A 15,155-nucleotide genomic window follows, 5' to 3' on the forward strand; every position below is an offset into this window, starting at 1 on the left:
GAGCAATGGGAAAGATCAAGACCTATAACCCGAAAGAGGTCACCATGGCCCTTGGCAACCACATTGTCACCGGCTACGCAGACGACTCGTTTATCACCATCGACCCCAACGGCGACGGCGTGACCAAAAAGGTCGGGTGCGACGGGGAGATCGTCCGCAGCATCAGCCCGGACGACACCTACATCGTGAAGATCACGGTGTTGCAGACCTCCGACACGAACTCCTTCCTTCAGGAGCGGTTCGCCGAGGACCGGCAGACCGGCGACGGTATGTTCCCGATCCTGATTAAGGACTTGAAGGGCGGCATGGTCTTCAGTACCGACGCCGCCTGGCCCATCAAGCCGGCGTCCCGTGGATTCGGAAAGGAGTCCACCAACCGTGAGTGGGAGCTGCACACCGGCTCCGGCAACCTGACCGAGTAAAGCACTGAGCAGGGGCTGCCCGCCTGGGCAGCCCCTCTCGATTCAATAAGGGGGTATTGAATTATGAAACAGATGGAAGTCACTGAAAAGCAAATCGGTGAGAGCACCTTCTACATCAAGCCGTTCCCGGCCTTCACGGCCGTGAATATCAGCGGCGAGCTCGCCGCTATCCTGTCCCCGCTGCTGGGCGGCGTTGCTGCCCTGGTTGGCGGAGGCTCCAATGAGGAAGGCTCCTCCGAAAAGCCGAAGAACATCATGGATGTCGATGTGGAGGACGCCCTTCCGGCGCTGACCTCCGCATTTTCCAGCATCTCCGGCGACAAGTTCGAGCGCCTGACAAAGAAGCTCCTGATCGACCACAAAAACATCTCGGTCGTATGTGAGGCCACGGATGGAGAAGTGAAGCTCCTGAATTACGACCTCGCAAACGAGGTGTTCTGTGGTGACGTGCAGGACCTGTATATCCTCTGCTTTGAGGTGATCCGGCTGAACTTCAAGGGTTTTTTCAAGAAAATCGGAGCCCAATTTGGAAGCCTAAAGGAGCTTCTTCAGAAACAGGCTCCGAGTACCAAAAATGGGGAGACCTCGACCTGACCCAATTCACGGAGCTGGAGATGAGAATGTATATCCTCATCAAAGCCCGGATTGCATCGAAGCTGGAGCTTGAAACGGTCTACACCCTCGATGAAGCTCTGAAGCTGTACGCCCTCTACTGCATGGATATGGATATCGAAAGGGGGAGGGCGGAGGAGTTGAAGCAGCAGGATCATCAGAAATAAGCGAAAGAGGTGACGGCGGTTGACGATCTCCGAATTTATCAACAGAATCGGATTCAGGGTCAATGAGCAGGATGTCGATAAGGTAAACAACACCATCGCTGGTATCAAAAACACCGCCTCCAGGCTCTTGGGAGCCATCGGCATCGGCCTCAGCCTCACCTCCGCAAATGAACTTGTTGAAGAGTTCACCCGTGTCAATAACCAGATTCGCAATGCTACCTCGGCTCTGGGAGATCAGAGGGAGATCCAGCAGCAGATTTTGGACGCTGCGGAGGCTACCCGGACCTCATACTCGGATACGGCCAATGTGGTCGCAATGCTGGTCAAGGGCAACTCCGAGCTGTTCAGCAATGTGGATGAGGCGGTGAAGTTCAACAACGCCGCCACGATGCTGTTTAAGAGCGCCGGTAAAACGAACGAGGATATTGCCTCGTTGATGGAGGCCATCAACAAATCCTTCCAGAAAGGCTATGTTGACAGCGAAACCATCAGCCAGCTTCTGGAGCGGGCACCGGAGGCCGTGGCCCTGCTGAATAAACGGCTGGGCACCACATCGGACCAGCTCGAAGAAATGGCATCCAGCGGCGCCATGAAGGTATCCGACCTGAAAGCGGCATTCATTGACAGCGCCACGGAAATTGAGGCAGAGTTCGGAAATGTGAAATATACGATCACCGACGCTCTAACGGTGATCCGAAGTAAGTGGGGGCTATGGCTGGCCCAAACCAATGAAACGCTCGGCATCACGGACGGTATAGGCCGTTTCATGGTGTCGGCCTTCAACAAGGTTATAGGCGTCCTGAACCGACTACGCAATGGAGTGACCTGGCTGGCCGATAAGCTGGGCGGCGTTGATAAACTGTTCCGATTGATTGCAATGACGGCCGGTATAGCATTTACGGTTTTCAACTTCAGTAAAATCACATCCGGCCTGTCGTCCATATCGAAGCTGCTCACCAGCATCAACGTCAAGACCCTGGCAATCATTGCGGTTGCACTGCTCCTTGCTCTGCTGGTAGAGGATTTCATCAACTTCATGCAGGGCAATGACTCGCTCATCGGCTCCCTGCTGGAAAAGGCCGGCGTCGATGTGGAGGCCGTAAGGCAGACCATCATCAACGCCTGGAACGCAATCAAATCGTTCCTGTTGGCGGCCTGGGACACTATCAAAAAAGCCTGCTCCGCTATATGGGGCGGTATCCGTGACTTCTTCAAGGAACACGGGGACCAGATCAAGGCCGGACTTCTGACCGCCTGGAACATCATCAAGAACGTCCTCACGGCGGTCTGGAATGTCATCAAAACTGTTGCACTTGCGGTCTTCGGCGATTTGCAGGAGTTTTGGCAGCAGCACGGGGAGCAGATAAAAAATGCTCTCGTCACAGCATGGAATACAATCCAGAGCATCCTTTCGGGCGTCTGGAATGTGATTAAGACCGTTGCGACCACCATTTTCGGCGGCCTGCAAAGTTTCTGGCAGAAACACGGCGAACAAATTACCCAGGCTCTGGTCAACGTCTGGAATGGCATCAAAAACGTGCTGACGATCATCTGGAACATCATCAGCACGATTGCCCGGATTGTGTTCAATAACCTGAAGAAATTTTGGGATACCTGGGGGAACACCATCATCACGGCGCTCACGGGCGTCTGGGAAGTCATCAAAGCAGTATTTGGCGCTGCCTTCGATGTAATTGCAGACCTATTCGCTGTATTCTCTGCGCTATTTGCTGGCGATTGGGGCGCACTCTGGGAGAATGTGAAGCAGCTTGTCTCCGACATCTTCGGGGGCATCATCAATATCGTAAGCACGATCTTGACGGCTGTATGGAACATAATCTCCAGTATCTTTTCGACGATCTGGGGCTTCATCTCTGGCGTTGCCCAGAATATTTGGAACACCGTCACTACGGCGTTCACCAATATCCTGACCGGGATTACGACGACGGTAACCAACATCAAGGATGCCATCGTCAACGGCTTCACGGCAGCCATCGACTGGATCAAATCGCTGCCCGCTCAGGCCCTTCAGTGGGGTGCTGACATCATCAACGGCATTGTAGACGGTATCAAGGGAGCTATCGGCGCAGTGGGCGATGCTGTGGCCGGTGTAGCCGATAAGATCAAGTCCTTCCTCGGCTTCTCTGAACCGGATGAAGGCCCTCTGAGCAACTTCCACACCTATATGCCGGACATGATTGACCTGATGAGTAAGGGCATCACAGCCGGCAAGGAGAAGGTCCGTAAGGCCCTGGAAGGTATCACCGGAGAGATGTCCGTCATGGCGAGCGCCAACATGGTCAGCGGGGGAACGGCTGCCACGGCCGCCGGCACCAGCCAGATCAGCAAGAGCGTTGTCCTGAATTCCAACATCAACAACACCTTCAACGGTGACCAGGCCATCCAGCAGAAGGCGGCCGGGACTATGGATCGGTCTGCCCGGGATGTTACCTCTGAGCTGGCCCGGGGTCTGGCATACGCACGGTAAGGAGGGCGGATGAATGGGAAAAGCTACGCAGCCCGTATCCATCAACGGGCTTGAATTCGATGCCCTTATCGACGAGAGCCGTACTCTGGAGGCCACAGTCCCGGAGTATTCCGTTGAATCCGGCTTCTCGGTGAGTGATTCCATCATCCTCAGCCCTGAACAGCTCAGTATGACCCTGTTCGTCACCAACACTCCGGTCACCTGGTATCGCCGCCACGGCGCCAGCCCGACCCGAGTGGAGAGTGTGGTCAAACAGCTTGAGGAGTTGTACTTCGCCAAGGAGCCGGTCACCATCGTCACCTCGGATGCCACCTACACCAGCATGGCAATCGAGAGTTTGACCATCAGCAAGAGTCTGGAAACCGGCTACGCCCGCCAGATCCCGATTTCCTTCAAGAAAATCCGGGTCACTACGGCCAAGACCACCACTATCCCCGACAGCTATGGCAAGAGCGGAAAGACGGCAGCATCCGCCGGGACGGCCAGTACATCCACTGGTAGCTCCGGTGGTGGCTCCGGGTCTGGATCTGGCTCCAGCGGCGGAAGTTCCGGGGCGGGAGGAAGCAGCAGCTCCAACGGGAATAGCAATTCAAGCATCCTGTATAACGCTGCAAGCTCCATCGGCTTAATCTGATTTCCAAATGGGCCTGCGGCCGCCGAAGCCCTGCGCTCTAAGCGTGGGGTGCTCATGTAGGCGGCGCGGGCCTTCTATGCTCCGCTGCGGCTGCATGAGGCGAGCGGGGCAACACGAAGGGAGTGCGCTTATGGACTATACCATCATCGAGGTCCCGGATATGAACGACAGCGTATCCCGGGTGGTGCTGTCCGGGACCGCCTACCTGATTCGATTTACCTACAACGACAGCAAGGACTACTGGAAGTTCAGCCTGTACGATTCCCAGAATGTGCCGATAGTCCTGGGCGTGAAGATTGTGCCGCAGTTCCCCCTGAATGTTTTCCTCGGCTTGACCCGGATACCCGCCGGGGTGTTCGGAGCAATGAGCAAGCTGGACCGGATTGGGAGGAACGACTTCAAGAATGGAAATGCCCAGTTCATCTTCTGCCCGGTCGATTTTGGCGAGTGATTGTCCTACGGAATGTCTGCGGAAAATCCGTGGACATTCCTGCGGATAGTCCTCTGCTGAAAATGCGGACAGTCCAAAGGATAGTCCTCGCCCATCTGCCTTTTCACCATCATTTTTGATGCGTCTGTGGATTGTCCCCGTGACAGTCCCTGGGACAGTCCGTGGAAAGTCCAAAAAATTTCTGTTGGAAAATCCTCGGACAACAGGTTCAAAACGCCGTTTTGCACCACCATTGCACCGATTTCAACCCACCATTCGGAAATAAGGATTTCAGAAAATCGTGAATTGCAATCCGAGTTTTTGATTACATAATTTCTGTAATTTTGGCTTGTCCCGCGGACGGTCCTGCGGACAATCCTTGGGACAGTCCGCGGAAAATCCAGTGGTACACCGTAACCGTAACCGTTACCGTAACCCTTATATATATTATTATGTTTTTACTATCGTAAAAACATTTGGTCAAAGCGAGTTTGACCGCCTGTTTTGACCTCTGATTTTGAAAGCAGCTCCGGCTCTGCCGGATGACCATATTGAGCACATGGAGGTGAGGCCCTGTGGCCGGGTATGACAATTTCGATAGGCAATACCGTCTGGCGGCAGGGCCGGCAGGGGGGATCGGCTTCGAGGTGGGGGAGACCTCGAAGGCGCAGCCCGTAGCCCCCCATATAAATTTCTTCCTCCAGAAGAGCGATTTGGAGACCCAGAACACGGGGCGAGTGACCCTGTGGAACCTGAATCCGCCCCAGCTTGCGGTCCTGAATGAAAAGGACTGCGTGGTATCTCTGAAGGCTGGGTACGGGAGCAAGCTGGCGCTGATCTTCGACGGCATCGTCAGCTATGTCAGTACCACCATTGACAGTGCCGACCGAAAGACGGAGATCGAGGTCATTGACAACCTGGTCGAGATCCGGGATACCTATGTGTCGGTCTCCTACAACGGCACGGTGAACTGGAAGATCATCTTCGACGATGTGGCTGCCCAGATGGGGGTGGCAGTGTCTTACTCCTATAACGCCGAGTTCGTGGACATCTCCAACGGCTTCAGTTTCGTGGGCCTGGCTCGGGATATTATGACGAAGGGCTGCAAGTGCTGTAATCTGTCCTGGAGCATCCAGAACGGTGTCATGCAGGTCAAGAAGCCCGGAGATGTGATGTCCCGGGAGGTCTATGTACTTTCGCCGGATACCGGCCTGCTGGGCATACCGGCCCGGGTGGTAATCACCCAGGATGAGGCCACCGGGAAGAACACCCTCGGATGGGACGTTGAGTATTTCCTGAACGGCGCAATCAACATCGACGACTATGTGAAGCTGGAATCGGAAACGGTAACCGGCTACTTCCGGGTCTACTCGCTGGAGATCTCTGGCGACAATGTATCTGGAGACTGGATTTGTAAGGCAAGACTGCTGGAGGTGAGCGGGTAATGATGCAGGAATTTGTCCAGGAGGTCACTGATACCGTCAAGGATACCCTGAAGGGCGTCCACACGGCGATTCCCGGCTCCATAGTATCGTTTGACCCTGGGACTGGCCTCGCCACGGTGCTGCCCACCATGAAGTTCAAGAAACCGGACGGCACCACAGTTGATTTTCCCCAGGTCACCGGAGTCCCCGTTGTGTTCCCGCAGTCTATGGGGCAGCAGGCCACCATCGCCTACCCGGTGAAGGCCGGGGATGGCTGCCTCATCATCGTGGCCGAGCAGAGCATAGACTACTGGCTCTACGGCCAGGAGACCGATACCGACCTCGACTTCGATCTAACCAACTCTATCTGCATCCCGGGTCTATTCGCAAAGGCCAACCCCGTCATGGCGGAAGCCTGCAACGGGAACGCCGTGGTGGTAAATGTGAAGGGCACGAAGGTCACTGTCAAGGGCGGCTCCGTCCAGGTAGACGCTGGAACGATAACGCTCAACGGCAATGTAACCGTGAGTGGGAACTTCACCACGCAGGGCGGCGTGGTCAATCTGAACTGATGGGAGGGCGGCAGTATGGCCCAGGCGGCAAGGCTTGGAGACGCCGTAACCGGCACAACGGCTGGAGAGCACTCCGGCCATGTCCCTCCGCACCCCCCGGAGACCTTTTCTGGGGAGATCAGCGGTGGGTGCTCAGGCGATGTATTCATAAACGGAATACCGGCCGCTGTTGCAGGGAGCACGACTACCGAGCGTGATGGCTGCTGCGGCAGCTCCCGGGGAAGTGTGGCAGTGGGAAGCGGCAGCGTTTTCATCAACGGGAAGCCGGCGGCCCGCCGGGGCGACGCTCTGGCTCCGCACAGCGGGTCCGGCCAGATCAGCGCCGGCAGCGGCGATGTGAACATAGGCGGATAAGGCCGCCAGGGCCTTTTACAGCGTTTCTCAGGGGATTCCCTGGTGGCGATAAAACTACACCAAAAGGATGGAAGGTCGTTTCCTGCGGCCGTTCAGTTGATTTCACGGCAAGTTTTCGGAGGGAGGTATCAATTTGGTAGACATCAAGCTCAATCGAGATGGCGACATAGATGTGTCGGCCATCGGAGATATTTCCCTGACGGAGAGCGTGAGGCAAGCGGTCCTGATTCGGCTGCGCTGGATCTACGATGAATGGAGGCTCGGGCCTGAACTTGGCTTCCCTTGGTTTGAAGAGGTGTTCGTGAAGAACCCGAACACCGTAAAGATCAGATCGCTCATCCGGGATGAAATCATGCAGGTGGAAGAGGTGACCGCCGCCGAGGTCACTTCGGTCAACTATGACCGGGCAAAGCGGGCGGCCACCTTCGTATTTACCTGCTCGGTTGGAGAAGCTACATACAGGGAGGAGGTGACGCTGTATGAGTGAATATGGGCTGACCCCTAACGGGCCGAACATCAAGAGGTTGGACGTGATCCTGGATGAGATGCACACGGCTCTGTCGAAGCGGTGGGGCGTGAATACCCGGCAGAACCCGGAGTCCTTCATCAATCACCTGCTGACCGATGTGTCCGACCAGATTGCCCAGCTTTGGGAGCTGGGGGAGGATGTGTACCACTCGCAGTATCCATCCTCCGCTGAGGGCCGGAGCCTCGATAACGCAGCACAGTACGGCGGTTCTACCAGAGAAGCAGCGGCGAAGTCCTATTACCCCATCCATTGCACCGGGCGAGATGGGACGAAGCTGGCCGCTGGGACCATGATTTCATCGACCATGAACCCCACCACGCAGCTCACCATCACCGATACCCGGGAGATTACTCGGAGCGCCTTCAATAAGGCGGACATCAAAATATCTTCCCTGGGCACCGGGGATGTTTACACCGTCGCCATCAATGGGGCGGTGTATTCTTATGCCCCGACGGACCCTGGCACTGTGGCGATCCTGAAAGGGCTGGCGGCGGCCATCAAGGACGAGGACTTCACAGCTACCGTGGATGAAGAGAATGAGCTACTGCGGATTGAGGCTAAGGACATCACCTCGACCAATGTTCTGGTGCTGTCGGAGAATCTGACCACGGATGCCGTCACGACCATCATCACGTTCGGCACCGTGGACACCGGCGACATTCTGCTCCCGGAGGGCGTCATCACGAACATCGTGAAAGCGGACGCTGGCCTCCTGAGCGTGGTGAATATATGTACCTACATCGCCGGCCGGAATGAGGAGACCGATACGGAGTTCCGGCAGTCCTACGCCGATAAGATTTTCAACCGGTCCTCCATGATGCTGGAGAGCATCCGGTCCGCTATCCTGAACAACGTGCAGGGCGTGACCAGTGTGGCCCCGTATGAGAACCCTACCCATGAGTGGGATGAGTACGGGCGGCCGCCGCACAGCATCGAGATTGTAGTGGATGGGGGCGATTCCACAGAAATTGCCCAGCAAATCCTCCAGAAAAAGGCTGGCGGTATCAACACCTACGGAGATACCTCCGTAGTTCTGGCCGGGGCCTACGACGAGGACATCACGATCCGGTTCTCTCGGCCGACGACCATCTACACCTGGTTCCACCTGGGCATCACGCTCAGTAAGACCGAGGCCATCCCGCCGAACTATGTGGATCTGCTGCGGGAGGTCGTTCTGGAGAATATGACTGCCCTGGAGGCTGGGGCGGATGTGGTCCCCCAGCAGTTCATGTCTGAACTCTACAAAGCCTGCTCCGGCATCAGTTACATCGACATCAAGCTCTTCACAACGGCAGACGCCGGGGCAGAGCCTACGGATTATCCTGTCCGAAGCGCCGTGATTACGGCCCGCCAGAGAGCCTACACTTCGGAAGATATGATCGAGGTGGATATTGATGGCTGACTTTGTATCCGCCCTGAAGGCCGACTTGGTCGAACAGTTCCGGGGCAAAGAGAACATCGAGGGCTTGGTGGAAGTCATCGGCATCCAGCTTCAGGCGGTCTATGACTTCTACGAACAACTCCGAAATGAACGGGATGTCTATACCGCCGTGGGCAAGCAGCTTGACGGCGTGGGTGACATTGCTGTGATGACCCGAAAAGAAGCAGGGCAGCTTGCCGGGAAGCCAATCCCTTTTGAAGTCATTGACGATGATACCTACCGGCAGTACCTCATCTACAAGATTCTGAAGAACACCTGCGACTGCACCTATCCCGACATCATCAAGGCATTCCGAATGTTCTGGGACCGGCCTCTGTACTACACCGAGGACCCAGATGAGCCGGCCACCATGATCTTCGATACTGGGGACCTCCCGGGAAACGTGGATACCACACCGCTGTTCAAGACCCCGCTTATCCGGGCCGCAGGCATCACCCTGCGGCTGATTGCCCGGACAACCGTGGAGATGGAGACCGCATGGCTTCGTATTAGAAGCGGACTCGGATACGCTGTGACGGTGACTACGCTGCCTGTGTTGGAGAGGCAGATTGACTACGGGGCCAGGGTGCGGGTCGGTTCCGGCATCCAAACCATTACGGAGGACACGCTTCCTGGAATTGAGCGTGATTATAAGCTGCACCACAAGATTAGGCTCGGAACGGGCTTCCAGAGTGTGAGCCAGGATGATCTCCCGCTCCTTGAGCGGGGGATTTCTTATGCCGCCAAGCTCGATTCCGGCAGCACAGTCCACAGCATCATGGAGACGCCCATTAACGGCATTTCAATCCAGGAGTAATGTCCCCAAAACGATAAGAAGGAGGAACTACGCAAATGAGTTACTACGGCGGAACGATCACAGTAAAAGGCCGTGACCTCATCACCAGCCTGATTGCTGGGGAAACGATTGAGTTCACCCGCATCGTTGTCGGCTCCGGGGAAATGCCTGAAGGCGTGGAACCCATCGACATGGAAGACCTAGTGAACCTGGTCGCCGAAGCCTCCTCGACGGTGCCTACCGTTGAGAATGGCGTCCTGTCCTTGGTGGTGGAGTACCGAAACGACATGAACGGCGGTCTGAAGACCGGCTTCTGGCTCCGGGAGTTTGGCATCTACGCAAAGACTGCCAACAGCGAGGAAGTCCTGCTCTACTACGCTACTCTGGGGGACAGCCCGCAGCCGGTCAATGCCTACCAGGATAACCGCATCGACATTCGGCGCTATCCGGTGACGATTGCACTGGAGGTGGATGCCGACATTCAGGTTACCTACAATCCCGGGGCCTTCATTACGGCGGAAGAGGCTGAACAGCTTGTCCAGGCCATGGTGAACGAGTCCATCACGGAGATCATCGGAAGTGTAGGCACCACCATCATCAAAGACATCACGATTCCGGCCACGGGCTGGACCTTGGACCCGGATCTTGATGAATCGGGCGAAGCAGGGGAGGACAGCTACCGCTACCGTATGGAAGTAGCTGTGGCTGAGGCAACCGACGAACATTTCCCTGACGTTGTCCTGCATAAAAGCGCTCTGCATACCGCAAATGAGGCGGGATTCTGTCCAACGGCTCAGTCTCTCGCCGGCGTTCTGCGGTTTTGGGCAAAGAAGGAACCCGCCGCAGATATGGCCGCAACGGTTGCATTGCTATCCAGTGGCTCCGGCGGGAGCAGCGGAGGGGGTGGGGCCTATGTGCTACCAGTAGCGACCAAGACCCGGCTCGGCGGCGTGAAGATTGGCGATAACATCAGCGTGACAGCCGACGGTACGATTTCTGCAACCGGTGCCTCTGTTTCCAAAGAGGACATGGCATCGACTGCGGAGACCGGGGAAATGCTCGATGAGGTGTTCCCACCGGAACCCTAACAGAGCAATAACAAATCATCAGGAGGAAAAAGTATGGCCTACGATTCTACGAAACTTGCAAACCTCCAGGCCCTGAAGGACACGGCGACCCGCATTAAGGCGGAGTACCTGTCTGCCATCTCCAAGGCAGGCCACGCCCGGTTCCAGAAGGCAGATGCCGTACCGGAAGCGGCTGCGGCGGAGGAGAATGTCCTGTATCTGGTCAAGAACGCTGAGACACAGCACTATGACATCTACGCCTTGGTGGATGGTGTTGTAGAGCTGATTGACGACACGACCGTTGCCCTCGATGGATATATCACCGAGGAGGAGCTGGCCCAGGCTCTCGAAGACCTGGGCGCCGGCACCATGTATGCCGGAACCAAGACCGACCTTACCACTGCCGACTCCGATGTGATTTCTGCCTTCTTCGACGAAGAGGAGGCCCCCACTCCAAAGGAAGGCGATGTGTTCATCGTCACTACCCTTGTTGGTGGGGTGACCTATGAGATGTCCTCTTACTGGTACGATGGCGAGCAGTGGGTCGCTATCACCGGTAATGTTGACGCTGATAAGGTCATCATGCGGGACAACATCACCATGGCCGGCAACTACACGCAGGTTGGCAACAAGACCAAGGACCAGAACGGTACTGCGGAGTTTGCCACGAAGGGTATGTCTGTTGCCGACATTCTGACCGACATCTTCAGCAAGCGGCTTCAGCCCACCATCACGGCGCAGCCCAGCATCAGCGGCTTCAACCTGTCCGGGGCAAAGGCGGTGGAGGCGGGCACTGAGCTGGAGAGCGCCAGCTACACCGCCGGCACTCTGACCCCCGGCTCCTACCAGTACGGCCCGGAGACCGGTGTTGCTGCCTCCAACTGGAAGGTTGAGCGGATCACCGACCAGGGCACGGAGCAGATTGCCAGCGTGGACGCCGCCTCTCTGGACGCCGGTTCCGATGACAATAGCGGAGCAGGCTTTGTCATCGGTGACAAGGGCGGAGAGAATGTCGTTTCCAGCCTGAAGTACAAGGTGACTGCTACTCACGGAGCCGGCGTGACCGCCAAGGACAACCTGGGCGGCGAGTCCGAACCCGCTGTGAAGATTGCTGCTGGTACGAAGGAGAAGACCACCGGCGCCTACACCCCGTACCGCAACTACTTCTATGGTGCCACCGAGGAGAAGCCTGGGCTCGACAGCGCCTACATCCGGGGCCTGACCAAGAGCAATAAGGCTTATGCCGCCGGCACCATCACGATCAATGTACCCGCAGGGGCGCAGCGTGTGGCTATCGCCTGCCTGGCCGATAAGACCGGCGTAACCAAGGTTATCAACGAGACCGCCATGAACGCCGATGTGACCAGCACCTTCGTCCAGTCCACCGTGGCTGTCGAGGGCGCCAATGGTTATACTGCCCAGGATTACAAGGTTTGGGTGTTTGAGCCGGCTGTGCCGTATGAGAACGCCGCCACCCTAAAGGTCACTCTGGGCTGAGAGGAGGGAATGAAATATGGCTATCAATGGTTCTGACAAGTCTTTTGCCTTCATGGAGTTCCCCCTGAGTATGTCACGGCAGGATGCCTTCCCTCTGGATAAGAGTTCTGTGTTTTACTCTCTGGATGAGGCGAAGACCTATGCTAAGACGAGCCCTCTGGCCTATGTGGGGCAGCACATCTCCGTCGTCGAGGCGGGAACTTCCACTGCCTATCAGATCAAGAATGAAGCTGGTGAGCTGGAGCCCTTGGGTGCCGCCGCTGTTTCTGTTGCCACTGATGAAGAGGTCGGTGAAATGTTCGATGAGGTGTTTGGCACCGAAGCCTAAACGCCAAATATTTTTTGAATAATCAGGAGGAAAAGAATATGTCTTACGATGTGAACAAGCTGGTAAAGCTCGGCGCACTGAAAAGTCTGTCCGAGAGGATCAAGAGTGACTACGCCACCAAGGATGAGCTGGCCGCTATCAAGGTCCCGGAGTATAGCATTACTAAGCAGGGAACGGCGGAGAGCGGCTATCTCGCCACCTACCAGCTCACCAAGGGCGGAAGCCCTGTTGGCGAGAAGATCAACATTCCCAAGGACTTCCTGGTCAATAGCGCCGACATTCTGGAGGTGGAGGAGGCAGATCAGCCCTATGATGGAGCTGAGGTTGGCGATCTCTATATCGACTTTGTGGTGAACTCCAAAAACGCCGATGACACCGCAACCCACATCTATCTGCCTGTCAATGAACTGGTGGATGTCTATACTGGCGGCAACGGCATTGAGGTCAGCCCTCAGAGCGTGATTTCCGCCAAGGTGGACACTGCCAACGCTAACGGCCTGGAGGTTACCGCCGCCGGCTTTAAGTTGAACCTTGCCAGCACCAGCACCGCCGGTGCCATGTCTGCCGCCGACAAGACCAAACTGGATAGCGTGGCGGAGGGAGCTACTAAGGTTGAAGCGAGTAGCACCCCCGGCGCTATCAAGGTCAACGGCTCTGAGGTTACCGTTGTTCAGATTGCGGGCAATGAAGAGGTGACCGAAATGCTCAACGAGGTATTCGCTGCTGGCACTGATGACGAGGGCTGATCTGGAATCGGAATACAGGAGGGCGGGGGAGCATCCCCGCCCTCGCTCATTCTCACGGAGGTAATTACGCATGGGTAAAGTAACACTTGCGGAGCATCTGAAAGCCTGTGCGGAGGCAGCAAAGAACTTCACCAACGGCCTTATTGGGCAGTTGGCCCAGACGGTAACGGAAGCCCTGGAGGAGTTTGAAACAGTCAAGGCAGACAAACCTGGCTCTGTTTCGGTGACTATCCCGGCCACTGGTTGGCAGGATGATGAAGGCATGACTGCCTATCCGTCCTACTACGACATAGTGGACAAGAGTGTGACAGACAAGGACCGAGCATCGGTTATGATTGCTCCCGAGAGTATGTCCGTAGCTATTGCCTGTAATCTGTGTCCGACCTGTGAAACTGTGACAGGTGCTATCCGCATCAGGGCAAAAAGTGCTCCGACAACCCCTATTTCAGCAGAATACTGGCTTGAAGCCGGAAAGGAGAACAGATAATGGCTTTTGGATCGGTTAATATTGGCGGTGGCCCTGGCCCTGAGATGGCCGGTGCCGCAGTCAACATCAGCTACGACAACAAGAAATCTGAGACTGACGCCACCAATGTTCAGGACGCACTCGATACCGTGTTCAAGAAAAAGGCAGATTTGAATGAGAGCGGAAAGCTGTCCGAAGAACAGCTCCCCGATATAAATGTTTCCGAAGCTTTTGTCAACACAGATCAGAAGAACGCTCCAAATAATAATGATGCTGTGCTAATCACAGACAGCGAAGACAAAAATATTTCAAAACGGGTGCTGTGGAGCAAAATCAGGGCGTTGTTTGCTGCGGCCTCCCACAACCATACCGCCTCCAACATAACCAGCGGGACCCTCTCTGCGGCCCGGGGCGGAACAGGGCAGACCACCCTCACCCCGGCGGTCACCACAAAAGGGGTACGCCAGATCTATGCAGGGACATCCGACATGACTTCGGGGAGCACCAGCCTGACCACCGGATGTATCTATCTGGTGTATGAGTGAGGTGAGCTGACATGCCGCATTTTATTGGAGTATCGGGTATTGCGAGGAAGGTTAATCCGCCACATGTGGGAGTTTCCGGGGTGGCACGGAAGATCAGCGATGGATATGTGGGTGTGAATGAAATCGCTAGAAAGTTTTTTCCAGATGTATTTACTTGGAATAAATACAGTGTAAAAACCGAGGTGAAATACACTTGTGAAAAAGTAATTGAAAGGGGATGCAATGGGGATTCGCAATGTCCACCCAACTATGCAAGCAGCCATACTTGGTGTACAACGCAGAGGACAGACGCAGCCATTTCAACCGGAAGATTTGCAAAAACCGGCACAATAACTTTGCCAGCCAACTACAAAAACAAAGACCCCGGTTCGGCAGTTGGTTATACCTTCATGGCCTCCAGCTACGTCTACGACAGCGATAACGAGAGTTTTACCCCGACATTTATGGACAGCGGTTCGACTTCTGATTATGCAGTTCATGTGGCTGGAGAGAATTATGGTGTTCTTTATAAGGTGGTCAAAGGTAGTGGACCGCAAACTCAAGGCTCATATCTCGGCAGAGTCACCTCCGAAAATGAGAACGCCTATCCGGACAATGGCATCCACACTGATGGATACTGGTATGTTAAGCTATAAATTTTACGATTTTAAGGGGGATA

The 15,155-nt window shown here is 55.6% G+C and carries 19 protein-coding genes; all 19 read left to right on the forward strand.

Annotation, left to right across the window (positions count from 1 at the left end; genetic code table 11):
• Positions 1–5 precede the first annotated feature (5 nt).
• Positions 6–422, forward strand: a complete 417-nt coding sequence (locus tag NE584_RS00680) for a phage protein (RefSeq protein WP_256181326.1) — start codon at positions 6–8, stop codon at positions 420–422.
• A gap of 63 nt (positions 423–485) precedes the next feature.
• Positions 486–1,016 carry a phage tail assembly chaperone gene (locus NE584_RS00685; protein WP_256181328.1) on the forward strand — a complete coding sequence of 177 codons (531 nt, stop codon included), beginning with the start codon at positions 486–488 and terminating at the stop codon, positions 1,014–1,016.
• Positions 1,017–1,036: 20 nt separating this feature from the next.
• A complete protein-coding gene (locus NE584_RS00690) occupies positions 1,037–1,201 on the forward strand; it encodes a hypothetical protein (protein WP_256181330.1) in 165 nt (54 codons plus the stop codon).
• A gap of 19 nt (positions 1,202–1,220) precedes the next feature.
• Entirely contained in the window at positions 1,221–3,689 is a 2,469-nt protein-coding gene (locus tag NE584_RS00695; RefSeq protein ID WP_256181331.1) for a tape measure protein, read from the forward strand.
• 13 nt (positions 3,690–3,702) lie between these two features.
• Positions 3,703–4,323 (forward strand): phage baseplate protein, encoded by a 621-nt coding sequence (locus NE584_RS00700; protein ID WP_256181332.1) that lies wholly within the window; start codon positions 3,703–3,705, stop codon positions 4,321–4,323.
• Between the two features lie 130 nt (positions 4,324–4,453).
• The gene (locus tag NE584_RS00705) at positions 4,454–4,774 is read left to right on the forward strand and encodes a hypothetical protein (RefSeq protein ID WP_256181333.1); all 321 of its coding nucleotides are present in this window, start codon (positions 4,454–4,456) and stop codon (positions 4,772–4,774) included.
• Between the two features lie 554 nt (positions 4,775–5,328).
• The gene (locus NE584_RS00710) at positions 5,329–6,198 is read left to right on the forward strand and encodes a hypothetical protein (RefSeq protein ID WP_256181335.1); all 870 of its coding nucleotides are present in this window, start codon (positions 5,329–5,331) and stop codon (positions 6,196–6,198) included.
• Complete coding sequence (locus NE584_RS00715) at positions 6,198–6,749, forward strand: Gp138 family membrane-puncturing spike protein (RefSeq protein WP_256181337.1); 552 nt, start codon at positions 6,198–6,200, stop codon at positions 6,747–6,749. Before NE584_RS00710 ends, NE584_RS00715 begins: the two co-directional genes overlap by 1 nt.
• Before the next feature lie 15 nt (positions 6,750–6,764).
• Entirely contained in the window at positions 6,765–7,103 is a 339-nt protein-coding gene (locus NE584_RS00720) for a PAAR domain-containing protein (RefSeq protein ID WP_256181338.1), read from the forward strand.
• Positions 7,104–7,236: 133 nt separating this feature from the next.
• Positions 7,237–7,590, forward strand: a complete 354-nt coding sequence (locus NE584_RS00725; protein ID WP_256181339.1) for a hypothetical protein — start codon at positions 7,237–7,239, stop codon at positions 7,588–7,590.
• Positions 7,583–9,034: a hypothetical protein gene (locus NE584_RS00730; protein WP_256181340.1), complete on the forward strand. Its 1,452-nt coding sequence runs from the start codon at positions 7,583–7,585 to the stop codon at positions 9,032–9,034. The genes NE584_RS00725 and NE584_RS00730 overlap by 8 nt, the downstream gene beginning before the upstream one ends.
• A complete protein-coding gene (locus NE584_RS00735; RefSeq protein ID WP_256181342.1) occupies positions 9,027–9,869 on the forward strand; it encodes a DUF2612 domain-containing protein in 843 nt (280 codons plus the stop codon). Before NE584_RS00730 ends, NE584_RS00735 begins: the two co-directional genes overlap by 8 nt.
• 35 nt (positions 9,870–9,904) lie before the next feature.
• A complete protein-coding gene (locus NE584_RS00740) occupies positions 9,905–10,936 on the forward strand; it encodes a phage tail protein (RefSeq protein WP_256181343.1) in 1,032 nt (343 codons plus the stop codon).
• A gap of 33 nt (positions 10,937–10,969) precedes the next feature.
• On the forward strand, positions 10,970–12,412 hold the full coding sequence (locus NE584_RS00745; RefSeq protein ID WP_256181344.1) for a hypothetical protein: 1,443 nt from the start codon (positions 10,970–10,972) through the stop codon (positions 12,410–12,412).
• 16 nt (positions 12,413–12,428) lie between these two features.
• Positions 12,429–12,740 (forward strand): hypothetical protein, encoded by a 312-nt coding sequence (locus NE584_RS00750; RefSeq protein WP_256181345.1) that lies wholly within the window; start codon positions 12,429–12,431, stop codon positions 12,738–12,740.
• 38 nt (positions 12,741–12,778) lie between these two features.
• Entirely contained in the window at positions 12,779–13,486 is a 708-nt protein-coding gene (locus NE584_RS00755; RefSeq protein WP_256181346.1) for a hypothetical protein, read from the forward strand.
• A 70-nt stretch (positions 13,487–13,556) separates the two neighbouring features.
• The gene (locus tag NE584_RS00760; RefSeq protein ID WP_256181347.1) at positions 13,557–13,973 is read left to right on the forward strand and encodes a hypothetical protein; all 417 of its coding nucleotides are present in this window, start codon (positions 13,557–13,559) and stop codon (positions 13,971–13,973) included.
• Positions 13,973–14,497 (forward strand): hypothetical protein, encoded by a 525-nt coding sequence (locus tag NE584_RS00765; protein ID WP_256181348.1) that lies wholly within the window; start codon positions 13,973–13,975, stop codon positions 14,495–14,497. The genes NE584_RS00760 and NE584_RS00765 overlap by 1 nt, the downstream gene beginning before the upstream one ends.
• An 80-nt stretch (positions 14,498–14,577) precedes the next feature.
• Entirely contained in the window at positions 14,578–15,132 is a 555-nt protein-coding gene (locus NE584_RS00770) for a hypothetical protein (protein ID WP_256181349.1), read from the forward strand.
• The last annotated feature ends 23 nt before the right edge of the window (positions 15,133–15,155 follow it).

Source organism: Clostridium sp. DFI.5.61 (genome assembly GCF_024462915.1).
GTDB lineage: Bacteria > Bacillota > Clostridia > Oscillospirales > Oscillospiraceae > Lawsonibacter > Lawsonibacter asaccharolyticus.